The sequence below is a fragment of the Shinella sp. BE166 genome, assembly GCF_051201095.1.
Taxonomy (GTDB): Bacteria; Pseudomonadota; Alphaproteobacteria; order Rhizobiales; family Rhizobiaceae; genus Shinella; species Shinella lacus.
The window spans coordinates 250,638-262,988 of sequence record NZ_JBPEHL010000001.1 but is presented as its reverse complement, the minus strand read 5'-3'; the positions used below and the strand labels follow the sequence as shown (position 1 = coordinate 262,988).

General features: G+C 64.4%; 11 protein-coding genes. 4 read left to right on the top strand and 7 right to left on the bottom strand.

Annotated elements, in window-relative coordinates; translation table 11 throughout:
- Positions 1-51: 51 nt before the first annotated feature.
- From J2Y63_RS01160 to J2Y63_RS01145, 4 genes are all read right to left on the bottom strand, one after another.
- The gene (locus tag J2Y63_RS01160; protein ID WP_435264548.1) at positions 52-909 is read right to left on the bottom strand and encodes an ABC transporter permease; all 858 of its coding nucleotides are present in this window, start codon (positions 907-909) and stop codon (positions 52-54) included.
- Complete coding sequence (locus J2Y63_RS01155) at positions 906-1,787, bottom strand: ABC transporter permease (RefSeq protein ID WP_435264547.1); 882 nt, start codon at positions 1,785-1,787, stop codon at positions 906-908. Before J2Y63_RS01155 ends, J2Y63_RS01160 begins: the two co-directional genes overlap by 4 nt.
- The gene (locus J2Y63_RS01150; protein WP_435264546.1) at positions 1,780-2,850 is read right to left on the bottom strand and encodes an ABC transporter ATP-binding protein; all 1,071 of its coding nucleotides are present in this window, start codon (positions 2,848-2,850) and stop codon (positions 1,780-1,782) included. Before J2Y63_RS01150 ends, J2Y63_RS01155 begins: the two co-directional genes overlap by 8 nt.
- Before the next feature lie 69 nt (positions 2,851-2,919).
- Positions 2,920-4,047 carry an extracellular solute-binding protein gene (locus tag J2Y63_RS01145; protein WP_435264545.1) on the bottom strand — a complete coding sequence of 376 codons (1,128 nt, stop codon included), beginning with the start codon at positions 4,045-4,047 and terminating at the stop codon, positions 2,920-2,922.
- A 242-nt stretch (positions 4,048-4,289) separates the two neighbouring features.
- Here J2Y63_RS01145 and J2Y63_RS01140 point away from each other — a divergent pair, with 242 nt between their 5' ends.
- Positions 4,290-5,219: a sugar phosphate isomerase/epimerase family protein gene (locus J2Y63_RS01140; protein WP_435264544.1), complete on the top strand. Its 930-nt coding sequence runs from the start codon at positions 4,290-4,292 to the stop codon at positions 5,217-5,219.
- A gap of 22 nt (positions 5,220-5,241) precedes the next feature.
- Here the strand turns inward: J2Y63_RS01140 and J2Y63_RS01135 are convergent, their stop codons facing one another.
- A complete protein-coding gene (locus J2Y63_RS01135; RefSeq protein ID WP_435264543.1) occupies positions 5,242-6,240 on the bottom strand; it encodes a GlxA family transcriptional regulator in 999 nt (332 codons plus the stop codon).
- 107 nt (positions 6,241-6,347) lie between these two features.
- Here J2Y63_RS01135 and J2Y63_RS01130 point away from each other — a divergent pair, with 107 nt between their 5' ends.
- Together J2Y63_RS01130 and J2Y63_RS01125 are read left to right on the top strand one after the other, a co-directional pair.
- Positions 6,348-6,989, top strand: coding sequence for an HD domain-containing protein (locus J2Y63_RS01130; protein WP_435264542.1), 642 nt, complete (start codon positions 6,348-6,350; stop codon positions 6,987-6,989).
- A 129-nt stretch (positions 6,990-7,118) separates the two neighbouring features.
- Positions 7,119-8,624: a S10 family peptidase gene (locus J2Y63_RS01125; protein ID WP_435264541.1), complete on the top strand. Its 1,506-nt coding sequence runs from the start codon at positions 7,119-7,121 to the stop codon at positions 8,622-8,624.
- Positions 8,625-8,628: 4 nt separating this feature from the next.
- Here the strand turns inward: J2Y63_RS01125 and J2Y63_RS01120 are convergent, their stop codons facing one another.
- Positions 8,629-9,219: a 3'-5' exonuclease gene (locus J2Y63_RS01120; RefSeq protein ID WP_435264540.1), complete on the bottom strand. Its 591-nt coding sequence runs from the start codon at positions 9,217-9,219 to the stop codon at positions 8,629-8,631.
- A 64-nt stretch (positions 9,220-9,283) separates the two neighbouring features.
- Positions 9,284-10,492, bottom strand: coding sequence for an ROK family protein (locus J2Y63_RS01115; RefSeq protein WP_435264539.1), 1,209 nt, complete (start codon positions 10,490-10,492; stop codon positions 9,284-9,286).
- A 158-nt stretch (positions 10,493-10,650) separates the two neighbouring features.
- Between J2Y63_RS01115 and J2Y63_RS01110 the strand changes: the two genes are divergently transcribed.
- Positions 10,651-12,204: an FGGY-family carbohydrate kinase gene (locus J2Y63_RS01110; RefSeq protein WP_435264538.1), complete on the top strand. Its 1,554-nt coding sequence runs from the start codon at positions 10,651-10,653 to the stop codon at positions 12,202-12,204.
- Positions 12,205-12,351: the final 147 nt, after the last annotated feature.

The following is a 12,351-nucleotide window of genomic DNA, read 5'->3' as shown; positions in this document are numbered from 1 at the left end:
CCATCGCTCCCCGTCATAGGGGGAGCGCCGCAACGCGTCAAACAGGGCTCGTTAGGGCTTGGCAGTCCGCGAAGACGACCTGCGGCTGAGCTCGAAGGCGACGGCCGCGATGACCGTCAGCGCGATCAGGACGAGCCCGAGGGCGTTGACGGCCGGGGTCAGGCCGGTGCGGACCTTCGTCGCAATATAGACCGTCAAGGGTGTCTCCGTGCCGCGCACGAAAAGCGTCGTGTTGTAGTTCTCGAAGGATTGCAGGAAGGCGATGAAGGTGGCCGCCAGAAGCGACGGCTTGAGATAGGGAAGTAGGATGCGGCGGAAAACCATGAGCCGTGAGGCGCCGAGGCCGATGGCGGCATCTTCCAGCGTCCGGTCGAACCTTTGCAGCCGCGCCGCCACCATCAGCATGACATAGGCGGTGATGAAGCTCGCCTGCGCCAGCACGATCAACAGCGTGCCGCCGCCGACACCTGCCTGCCGCCAGAGAACGAGTGTGGCGATGCCGATGGCGACGCCGGGCGTGAGCAGCGGCGAGACCATCAGCGCATAGAAGAAGCTGCGGGAACGGTCCTGGAGGCTGTTGAGGAACAACGCCGCCGCCGTCCCGATCGGCAGCGATATGGCGATGACGCCGAGGCCGATGAAGATCGACAGGCGAAGCGCCTTCCACATCGCCTGGTCGGCCCAAAGTGCTGCGAACCAGTCGAGTGTCGTGCCGAGCCAGGGCGTGACCGTGGGGAACTTGCTCGCATTGAAGGTGGCAAGCCCCATGACCACCAGGGGCAGGAACAGGTAGAGGAAGAACAGCGCCATGTAGACGGCGAAAATGATGCGCGGCAGGGCGGCCAGGATGGTGGCGAATGCCGTGTTGCTTCGCGTCGGCTTTGCCGCGCCTTCGAGGGTCATGGTCATTTCGCTACATCCGCAAGGTTGACCTTGAAAATCCTGAGCGTCGCCATCACCACCACCATGCAGAGCGTCAGCAGCACCAGCGCATAAGCGGCACCCCGGTTCCAGTTGCCGCCCTCGAAGAACCAGTTGTAGATGACCTCGGTGAACCAGCGGCTGCCCGGAGCGCCAAGCAGCGCCGGCGCGACATAACTTCCGGCGGCCAGCATGAAGGTGAACACGCAACCGGTCGCAATACCGGCTTTCGCATGGGGAATGACGATCCGGCGATGGATCTGGATCGTCGAGGCGCCAAGGTTGCGCGCCGCTTCGATCTGCGTGGAATCCAGTGTGGAAATCGAATTGTACACCGGAAACAGCATGAACAGGATATAGGCATAGACCATGCCCGCCAGCACGCCGGCATCACCGAACCAGCGCATGGGCGTATCGAGGATGCCGAGCCCGACAAGGACCACGTTGAGCGGGCCGTTGAAGGCGAGCAGGATATACCAGGCGAGCGTGCGCAGCACCTCGTTGATCCAGAACGGAATGATCAGCGCCACGGTCACCCAGGCGACGGCGCGGTGCGTCGCCACCTTGGCGAGCCAGAACGCCACCGGATAGGTGACGACGAGCGTCGTCAGCATGACGAGCGCGCTCGCCCAGATCGTCTTGAAGAAGATGGCCCGGTGCACGGGATCGACAAACAGCGCGCTGAAATTCACCAGCGTATAGTGATCATCCGGGCCACCGATCTGCGCGGGCGTCAGGTTCGGATGCAGCGAAAAATCCAGCATCATCAGGTTGGGCGCAAGCACCATGCCCACGAGCCAGACGGCAACGCCGAGGATGATGAGGCTGCCGAGGCCGGGGCCGAAGCGCTGGACGAGACTATGCATGGGCGAGGACCAGCGCCTGCGCGGGCTCGAAGGACAGCCTCACGCGCGCTCCAGCCGGCGGCGCGTCGGTGAGGCGGTGGTGCGGCAGCGCCGCCATGACAGGCTGGCCACCCTCCGTGCGGGCATGCAGCATCGCCGTCGCACCCTCGAATTCCAGCTGTTCGGCAAGCGCGTCGAGGCCGTTGCCGCCCGCCCCGGTGCCAAGCGATATCGCCTCCGGACGAACATAGACCGTGGCGGCATCCCCCGCCTTCAGGCCCGCCGCACCGCGGCCGAGGAACATGCCGTGCTCCGTCTCGACCGCCGCCAGCCCATCGGCGACCCGCTCGATCTTGCCGGAAAACGCATTCGTCTCGCCGACGAATCTGGCGACGAAGGCGGTGCGTGGGTTGGCGTAGAGCTCGCGCGGCGTTGCCACCTGTTGCAGGATGCCGGCGCTCATGACGGCGACGCGATCGGACATGGCGAGCGCTTCCGACTGGTCATGCGTGATGTAGATGAAGGTGACGCCGGTGCGCTTTTGCAGCGACCGGAGTTCGGAGCGCATATGCTGGCGAAGCTTCAGGTCGAGCGCCGAAAGCGGCTCGTCGAGTAACAGCACCTGCGGCTCCACGGCAAGCGCCCGCGCGATGGCGACACGCTGCTTCTGCCCGCCGGAGAGTTCGTGCACCATGCGGTCGGCGTAGCCTGGAAGCGCGATCAGGTCTAGCAGTTCCTCGGCGCGCCGGCGCCGCGCCGCCTTCGGCACGCCGCGCACTTCGAGCCCGAAGGCGATGTTTTCCCATACCGGCATCAGCGGAAACAGCGCAAGCGACTGGAAGATCATCGAGGTCGGCCGCTGGTTGGCGCCAATGCCGACCATGTCGCGCCCGCCGATCAGGATGCGCCCCGCCGTCGGCTGCATGAAGCCGGCGATCAGCCGCAGGATCGTCGTCTTGCCGCAGCCCGAGGGGCCGAGAATGGAGAAGAATTCGCCGCTCTCGACGGTGACGGAGAGCTTTTCGACCGCCCGGGTGATGCCGAAGGTCATTTCGATGTCGATCAGTTCGACGGAGCGGGTCATTGACTGCTTGATCCTTGAAACGCAACGGCGGGGTCATCGCCCCGCCGCTTTTATTGAGGTGAAAGCCGATCAGGCCGACAGGAACTTGTCCTGGTATTCGTTGCGGAGTGCTACGAACCAGTTGTCCTGCACCGGCCACCACCAGAGCTTTTCAAGCGCGTCGCCCGGATAGGCGGCCTTGAATAAGGCCTGCGAGGCTTCCGACAGGAACTTTTCCGCGCCGACGGCCGTCGTGTTGATCGACGTGTGGTTGGCGTAGAGGGCGCCGGCTTCCGGCGTCAGCACCCAGTTCAGGAAGGCATAGGCCTGTTCGACATTGGCAGCGCCGACCGGGATTGAAACCCCTTCCATCCAGGTGAGTGCGCCTTCTTTCGGCGCGACGAAACCGATCGGCAGGCCTTCCTTGGCAAGGCCGGCAGCAGACGAATCCCAGGTCTGGCCGATCGTCACGCCATTGGCGCGGAAGGCGCCCTGGGCCTCGTTCTCGTTCGACCAGAACTGGGCGATGTTGCCCTTGCGGGCGATGGCTTCGACCATGATGGCATCGTAGTTGGCGCGCATCGTGGCTTCGTCCTTGAAGCTGTCACGCATCGGCTTCGGCAGCTTGCCTTGCGCTTCCATCCAGAGGCCGAGGCCGACGAGGCCCGAATGGCCGCGAACGGTGGCCTTGCCGGCCATTTCCGGCTTCCAGATATCGCCGTAGGAGGCGGTGCCGTATTCGAGCGGCGATGTGTTCTTGTCGAAGGAGATGGCTTCCGTGCCCCAGTCGGTCGGCACCTGGTAGCGCTTGCCGCCGACGACGGCGCCAAGGGTTTCCGAGCCCTTCACGGCGCTCGTCAGGGCGCGGTCCCAGAGGACCTTGCTTTCGTCGATCGGCTGCACGAGGCCGAATTCGACATAGTTCGGAACGCGGTCGACGGCCGGCCAGATCACGTCATAGCCTGTGCCGTTGCTGGCGCGCATCTGGTTGAGCAGCTCGTCGTTCGTGCCGTAGGGCGTGTAGACCGGCTTGATGCCCGTGTCCTTTTCGAAGGCGGCAAGCATGTCGTCGGAAATGTAGCCGGCCCAGGCGAAGATGTTGACGCTGCCCGAGGTGCCGGCGGCAAAACTGGTGCGCGAGACGAACGGCGCAGCAAGCGCAAAGCCCGCGGTCGCGGCGGCACCCTTCAGCAAGATACGGCGGCTAACATGTGTCATCGAAAACTCCTTGTGGCGACCACCATCGGCCCCTTGATGACCTCGCTCATAGGCGTGGCATATGACAGCCATGCGACCACTTCCGGCCGCGGCCACAAGAATGAAAGAGAAAAATGGCAAGCGGAAATTTCATAGAAATGTCATGCACTTGTCGACCGACTGACATGGAGATCCGCTAACGCAGGCCCTTCCGTCCGGCCACTCTGCCGGCGATTGTTTCCGGATGAAAAAGGTCTGCAAAAATGGTTTCCAGCGGCGTCAAGGGCATCGGCATTTCCGCCCACAAGAGGGCTCACGATCTTTCGGATTTTGGCGCCGAGCTGGACATGATCGAGGCGCTCGGCGTGGACTCCATCGAGATACCGACCTTCGATCTCGATGTGGTCGTCGGTGGAAAGGTCCGCAGGCCGCAGCTCGATGCGCTGCTGCGCGCCACCCGCGGCCGCAGCGTCGCCTATTCCGTGCACGGCCCGCTCGCGATCAATTTCATGGACGACGCCTGGCGGCTGCCGCGCCATTTCGACGTGCTGAAAGCCTCGCTGGACGTGGCCGCCGAAATCGGCGCCGAACATTACGTCATGCATTCCGGCTTGATGCCGCGCCAGCAGGCCACGGGAACCGAGGCCGCCTATGAGCGGCAGCGCGAAGCCCTGTCAAAGGCCGGCGACCTCGCCCGCCAGCATGGCCTCGTCGTCTGCGTCGAGACACTGTTTGCCGACTTCAAGGGTGATGGCTACGCCTCCTCCCCCAGGCGCCTTGCAAGCGAACTCGCCACCATCGCGCACGACCATGTCATGGCGACCATCGACTTCAGCCACTCCTATCTTAAGATGGATTTCGATGGCGCGCGCGATACGTTCTTCGCCGAGATCGCCGCGCTGGCACCCTACGCCAAACACCTCCACATCCACGACAGCTTCGGCCGGCAGGACGATATCTGGATGTACACGGAAGGCGAGCGCCTAGCCTACGGCCACGGCGATTTGCACCTGCCGGTCGGCTGGGGCGATATTCCCTGGCAGGCCCTCATGGAGCAATGCGTCTTCCCCGAAGGCGTCGTCTTCAACATCGAGCTGAACCAGCGCTACTGGTACGCCGCCGCCGAATGTATCGAGGCGACGAGGGCACTGGCGGCTAATGCGCAGACTGACCGGCACGCCGCTGCGGCATAATTTCGGTTTGCCGGGATCGCCCTCATTTTCGGCGAACGTGCGGCAATCCAGCAAGGCCGGCGAAGCGCTTGCGATACTCCGCGGGCGTGACACCGACATGGCGCGCAAAGGCGCGGCGCAATGTATCGGCATCGGCAAAGCCGCAATGCACCGCGACCTGCTTGGGCGCCTCATGGCCCTGCTCCAGCAGGCGCCGCGCCGCATCGACGCGCGCTTCCTCCACCCAGGCCGCCGGCGTGACGCCGACTTCGCGCCGGAAGAGACGCGCAAAATGGCGCGGGCTGAGGCCCAAATGTTTGCCCAGGCTCGCCACGCTGTGGTCCAACGCCGGATTGGCGGCGACCCAGCGCTGGAGCTCCTGAAGGGCCGCGCGGCCGGCCGGCGCGGCCTCGCCCTTGCGGCTGAACTGCATCTGCCCACCGGGCCGCTTGAAGAACATCACCAGCTGGCTCGCAACCCGTAGCGCAATCTCACGGCCGAGATCCTCCTCCACCAGGGCCAGCGCCAGATCGAGCCCGGCCGTGACACCTGCGGCCGTGCGCACCGGCCCGTCGCTGACATGGATCGCATCTTCCTCCACGGTGACGGCCGGGAACCCTGCGGCAAGCCGCTCGGCCACCGCCCAGTGGGTGGTGACGCGCCGGCCATCGAGCAAGCCCGCCGCCGCGAGGAAGAAGGCGCCGCTGCACACGGAGCCGTAGCGCCGCACCGCGCCTGCGCGCTGGCGTAGCCAATCGAGGACGAGGCCATCCACCGGCATCTCCGCCATGTTCGGGCAACCGGCCACGAGAAGGGTATCGATGGGTTCGGCAAGGCCGCTGTCGATCACCAAATCCGGCAACAATCGCACGCCGGAAGAGCTGCGCAGCGGCCCGGGTTCGCGCGCGGCAACAAGGAGACGATAGGCTTCGTAACCCGCCTGGCTGTTGGCCTCGCCAAAAACGTCCAGCGGCCCGGATACATCGAGAAGCTGCACGCCGGGCAGCGCCACCATCACGATCGTTCTTGTCCTGTCTTTCATGCTGTCCGTCTCGGCCGGGATTTGTCTCTTTTAGACGTACCACGTCAATTGCAGACAAACTAGCGCACTCCTATTCTCCCGGCGAGTTAAAAAAGCAGGAGAACATTATGCCCCATATCCCTGAAGCCGCTGCCATTCCCGACACGAAGCTCGCCAAGGCCATCACGGAGTTCATCCGCGACACCGAGACCGATCTACTCTTCAACCATTCCAGCCGCGTCTATCATTTCGGTGCTCTTGCCGGCGTTCGGGGCGGCCTGAAATTCGATCGCGAGCTGCTCTATGCCGGCGCGATGTTCCACGACATCGGCCTCATGCCGAGCCACAGCAGCAAGCACGAGCGCTTCGAAGTGGACGGCGCGCATGCCGCGCGCGATTTCCTGCGCAGCCACGGCATCCCGGAAGCGGACGCCTATACGGTCTGGACCGCCATCGCGCTGCACACCACACCCGGCGTGCCGCAACACATGCATCCCGTCGTCGCGCTGGTGACGGCCGGGGTGGAGATGGACGTGCTCGGGCTCACCTACGACCAATATTCCGAAGCCGAACGCACGGCCGTCGTCGGCGCTTTTCCGCGCACGCCGGAATTCAAGGAGGATATCATCCAGGCCTTCTACGACGGCATCAGGCACAAGCCCGAAACCACCTTCGGAAACGTCAAGGCCGACGTCATCGCCGACAAGGAACCGCATTTCCATCGCGGCAATTTCTGCAGCGTCATCCGCTGCTCGCATTGGCACGGTTGAGGCGACGACTCGATCCGATCAAGCGAAGTTGAACAGCCGTTTGCGGAAAGACGGGCCGACGCACCGTATAGTCTGCGCAAACCATGACCGCCGCGGGGATAGCCCGCGGCGGCAAAAGGGAGAGAGCGTTTGTCCCATAGCCGGTTCGTCGTCGGGTTCTGCCTGTGCCTGGCCATCCTCACGGGCTCCGTCGCTGCCCAGACGCCGGATGCGGAGAACCGGCAACAACCGGCCTCCGAAACGGGCATTTTCAGCCTCATTCCAGGCGATTCCGTCACGGAACACACCTTGCAGACACAGGACGGTCCGCTGTCCTACACGGCAACGGCCGGCACGCTCGATCTCTACGGGCAGGATGGCAATCGCACGGCGAAGGTCTTCTACACTGCCTATGTCGCCGGCAAGGGCGATCCGGCGCGCCCGGTCACCTTTGCCTTCAACGGCGGACCGGGCGCCGCATCGGCCTATCTGCATCTCGGCCTTGTCGGCCCGAAAGTGCTGGAATTCGGCGAAAGCCGCGACGACGGCACGCGCCCGTCGCTCAAGGACAATCCGGACAGTTGGCTTGCCTTCACGGATCTCGTCCTGATCGATCCCGTGGGCACGGGCTGGAGCCGTGCAGCAAATGACGACGCGGCCGGCCAGTTCTATGGCGTGCGGCAGGATGCCGAAAGCCTCGCCAAGGTCATCACGCTCTACATGCAGAAGAACAGGCGCGTCGCCTCCCCGGCCTACCTGCTCGGAGAGAGCTATGGCGGGTTCCGCACGGCGAAGGTGGCTTCGGCGCTGAAGGAGACGCAGGGTATTCTCGTCTCCGGCGTCCTGATGGTCTCGCCGCTCATCGAAGGCCGCTTCCTCTTCGGCGCTGCGGATGATGCGCTGAACGCTGCGCTCCAGCTTCCGGCCCTTGCGGCGGCCGAGATGGAGCGGCGAAACGCGTTCGACATGGAAAAACTTCGGGAAGCCGAACGTTTCGCCATGACGGATTATCTTGTCACCCTTGCAGGCCCCTCCCCGTCCGGTCCGCAGGCGGATGCCTTCTACCTGCGTGTTGCGGGCCTCACCGGAATAGCGAAGGCGGATGTCGCGCGGGCGCGTGGTTTCCTCGACGGTCTCTATGCAAGCCTATCCGGCGAAAGCGGACGTGTCGTCAGCCCCTATGACGCCGCCTATTCGGCGCCTGACGCCTATCCGGAATCGACCACGAGCCGCAATGACGACCCGATCCTCGACGGTTTCACCCGCGCCTATGGATCGGCCTTCGCAGCCTATGCACGCGACGAACTCGGCTTTCAGTCCGACATGACCTATTCCCTGCTCAATACCGGCGTCAATCGCCGCTGGGAGTGGAACGACGGCAGGGGTGGCGACGGGCGGGCAAATGCCAGCGCCTCTGGCGACCTGCGCGATCTGCTCTCGACCATTCCGCGGTTCCGGCTGGCGATCTATCACGGCTACAGCGACGCGCTAACCCCTTACGGATCGAGCCGCTATGTGCTGGAGCACCTGCCGCCAAGCCTCGCGGCGGGGCGCACCGAACTCAGGATCTATCGTGGCGGCCACATGTTCTATGTCGACCCCGCCTCCCGGCGACAGATGAAGGAAGATGCCGGGAGATTCTACCGCCTCCCCTGATCAATCAGTTTTTCCGGCAGGTACAGGCCTGGTAGCCGGTGGCGAACAATCGGCCGGCCTTCATGCCGATCGCATCCGGCACATCCTGAATGCGCGAGACCCGAAGCGAGCGCGCAATCGCGATGGCCGCCTCCGCGCAGATCGCGGCATCTTCCGCCGCATTGTGGTGCGCAAAGGTCAGGCCGAGATGCGAGGCAAGGATGTTGAGCTTGTGCGATCCGAGATGCGGCCAGGCCTTCTGCGCCATTTTTACCGAGCAGAGATACTGGAGTTCGGGATAGCTCTGCGCATAAAGATCGAGACAGGAGCGCCAGACGCTGAAATCGAAGGCCGCGTTGTGCGCGATCATGGTCGCATCGCGAAAATCGTCGACGAACTCGTCCATCACCTCGGGAAACTCGCCCGCATCCTCCACATGTTCCGGCCGGATGCCGTGGATGGCGATGTTGAAGGACGAGAAGCGCATGGACTTCGGGCGGATCAGCCGCTCCTCGACGCGCACCACGCGGTTGTCCTCGATCCACGCCAATCCCACGGAACACGCGGAGCCACGCTGTTCGTTGGCGGTTTCGAAATCGATCGCGATGGTTTTCAACACGGGCCTCGGCTTAGGGAAACCACGTCTTTATCGCCAGCCGGCTGATTTGGCAAAGCGCCGCTTAGACGGACCTGGCGGCAAACCGTTCGAGCAGGCGGTCGACCTTCATGGGCGCAAAGATGTCTTCCAGCAGCAGGTAGGCGGCGCCGAACAGGGCGCTGTCCTCCTGCGCGGTGGACAGCACGATGGAAAGATCGCGCGTCGCCAGCGGAAGACAGCGCTGGTAGACGAGTTCGCGGATGCCCGACAGCAGGAAATCGCCGCCGCGCGCCAGCGTGCCGCCGATGACGATGAGGCTCGGATTGATGATGCTGACGGCGTCGGAGATGACTTCGCCGATGGTGCGCCCGGCGGCGCGCAGCAGCATCAGCGCCTCGGGCTTGCGCTGTTCGACGAGGTCGATCACGTCACGCGCCGTCTCCGCGTGGAAGCCGCGTGCGGAAAGGTCCCGGGCGATCGCCCAGCCGGCGGCGCGCGCCTCCACGCAGCCGAACTTGCCGCAGCGGCACAGCGGCGCGTCGTCCGACAGGAACTGGATATGGCCGATATCGCCGGCCGCACCCTGCGCGCCGCGGAACATGCGCCCGCCGGCAATCATGCCGCTGCCGATGCCGGTGCCGACCTTCACGAACAGCATGTCGTCGACGGTCGGGAAGCGGCGCTTGTGCTCGCAGATCGTCATGAGGTTCACGTCGTTCTCGACATAGACCGGCACCGCGAAACGCGCCTGCAACTGGCCGATAATGTCGAAATCGTCCCATCCATGCAGCACCGAGGGGCCGACGACGCAGCCGCGCTTGAAATCGACGGGCGTCGGCAGGCTGAGGCTGATGCCGAGGAAGAAGCCGTGGGTTTTTTCCGCCTCCGCCGCGAGCGACGCGAACACATCCCCCACCTGCTGGAGCGTCGCCTCCGGCCCGCTCGTCACGGAAAAGGGCAGCGTCGCCTGGGCAACGATGGCCGGCGTCAGGTCCATGGCCGCGAGGTGGATGTGGGTTTCGCCGATATTCGCGACCAGCAGGAAGCCGCTTGCCGCATTGATGGCGAGAACCCGCGTCGGCCGTCCACCGCTCGGCAGGGTCTCCTCGGTCTCACGCACCAGCCCGCTGGAAAGGAGTGCGTTTAGCCGCTGGGTGACGGTGACACGCGAAAGGCCCGATGCCTGCAGCAGTTCGGCCCTCGACGACGCCTGACCCGTCGCGATCAAGGAAAGAATGCCCCCCGCGCCGTCCAGCGTCGGCCCCTCATGCCCCTGCTCATGCCGTCCCATGCAAAACTCCTGTTGCCTCCTCGCTTTAGCGGCAAAGCACAGAGAGATAAAGCGGCAGTTTCCAACGTCGCCTGCACTTATGTATAACATAATACATAAGATTGCGAATTATGTTTTATTTTGTATATATTCTCCGTACGGCCAGACGGAGAAGCCCCTTGGACACCTACCTTATCGGATTGGATTACGGATCGGAATCGGCGCGGGGCGTGCTGATCGAGGTCGCGACCGGAAGCCAGGTGGCAAGCCATGTCCATGCCTACCGACACGGCATTCTCACCCGCAACCTGCCCGACGGAACGCCCCTGCCGGCGGATTTCGCCTTGCAGAACGCCGACGACTATACCGAAGCGGCCTTCGAAATCCTCTCGCGGCTGGGGCGGGACCGCATCGTCGAGGGCATCGGCATCGGCTTCACCGCCAGTTCCCCCCTGCCCGCCCGCGCCGATGGTGCGCCCCTTTCCCGCCTCCGCCCGTCCGATCCGCATGCCTATGTCAAGCTGTGGAAACACAATGCGCAGGCCTATGCCGACGCGATCAATGCCAGGCCGGCACCCTTTCTCGCCAATTTCGGCGGGCGGCTTTCCGGGGAGTGGCTGCTCGCCAAGGCCGCGCAGATCGCCGCGGAGGCCCCCGCCGTCTGGGCCGAGACGGACCGCTTCATCGAGGGCGGCGACTGGCTGGTCTGGCAACTTACCGGCAGGGAGGCGCGCGGCCTCGGCTTTGCCGCCTACAAGGCGCAGTTTTCCGGCGATGCGGGTTATCCGCAGGGCGTGGTGGCAGGCCTCGACCGACGCCTCGCGACGCCCCTTCCCGTTGGGTCCGCGGCCGGCCCGCTTTCGCCGCAATGGCGCGACCTCACCGGCATTCGCGGCCGCGCGACCGTTGCCGTCGCCGTAATCGATTCCCATGTGGTGCTGCCGGCTATCGGCGCCGTTTCACCGGGCTGCTTCGTTGGCGCGCTCGGCACCTCGGCCGCCTATCTCTATCTCAGCGACATCCAGCGCCCGCTACCGCCCGGCATCGAGGGCATGGCCTTCGACGGCTCGATGCGCCAGCTCTGGTGCTACGAGGCGGGCCAGCCGAGTTTTGGCGATACGCTTGCCTGGTTCGTGAGAACGTTCCCGCGCGGCAGCGACATGCAGGAGAGTTTTCACGCTTACAACGAGGAGGCTGCCACGCTTGCGCCGGCGGCCGGGCGGGTCGTCGCCCTCGACTGGTGGGGCGGCAACCGTGTTCCCTTTGCAGATGGCAATCTCTCCGGCCTTCTGGCGGGGCTGACACGGCAGACGACAGCCGCCGAAATCTATCTCGCCTTGCTGGAAGGCCTCTGTTTCGGCGCGAAAGCGATCTTCGACCTCTTCCCGGAGAGCGGCCTCGTGCCGGAGCGCGTGCTGATGGCCAGCGGCCTTGCCCGCGCCAATCCGCTGCTCATCCAGATCCTGGCCGATGTGCTCGACCGCCCCGTCGACATCCCGGAGATCGCCAACGCGACGGCTGTCGGCGCCGCCATCCACGGCGCGGTTGCCGGCGGGACGGTCAGCACCTACGCGGAAGGCGCGGAGCGGTTTGGCGCAAGGGACATCGCCCGCGTGCTGCCGCGCCCGGGCTGTGTTCAGGCCTACCACTCGGCCTACGCCGTCTATCGCGATCTTTCCCGCCAAAAACCCCTTCATGCCGCCATGCATGCGCTGCGCCGCCTGGAGGGTTGAACTGGCAAAACAAGGCCATAGCCATTTATGGACAAAAATATACAAAAGAGAAGTTATTACTATTTGACTTTATCCAAAAGGAGTGACCTAATCCAGCATGGCCTTTGAGGAGAGGCCGGCCCGCCACGGAGCCAAAGGCTCGGCGGT

Coding starts and splice junctions, on each gene's coding strand:
- J2Y63_RS01160 (WP_435264548.1), bottom strand. CDS start 909: ATGACCATGACCCTCGAAGGCGCGGCAAAGCCGACGCGAAGCAACACG.
- J2Y63_RS01155 (WP_435264547.1), bottom strand. CDS start 1,787: ATGCATAGTCTCGTCCAGCGCTTCGGCCCCGGCCTCGGCAGCCTCATC.
- J2Y63_RS01150 (WP_435264546.1), bottom strand. CDS start 2,850: ATGACCCGCTCCGTCGAACTGATCGACATCGAAATGACCTTCGGCATC.
- J2Y63_RS01145 (WP_435264545.1), bottom strand. CDS start 4,047: ATGACACATGTTAGCCGCCGTATCTTGCTGAAGGGTGCCGCCGCGACC.
- J2Y63_RS01140 (WP_435264544.1), top strand. CDS start 4,290: ATGGTTTCCAGCGGCGTCAAGGGCATCGGCATTTCCGCCCACAAGAGG.
- J2Y63_RS01135 (WP_435264543.1), bottom strand. CDS start 6,240: ATGAAAGACAGGACAAGAACGATCGTGATGGTGGCGCTGCCCGGCGTG.
- J2Y63_RS01130 (WP_435264542.1), top strand. CDS start 6,348: ATGCCCCATATCCCTGAAGCCGCTGCCATTCCCGACACGAAGCTCGCC.
- J2Y63_RS01115 (WP_435264539.1), bottom strand. CDS start 10,492: ATGGGACGGCATGAGCAGGGGCATGAGGGGCCGACGCTGGACGGCGCG.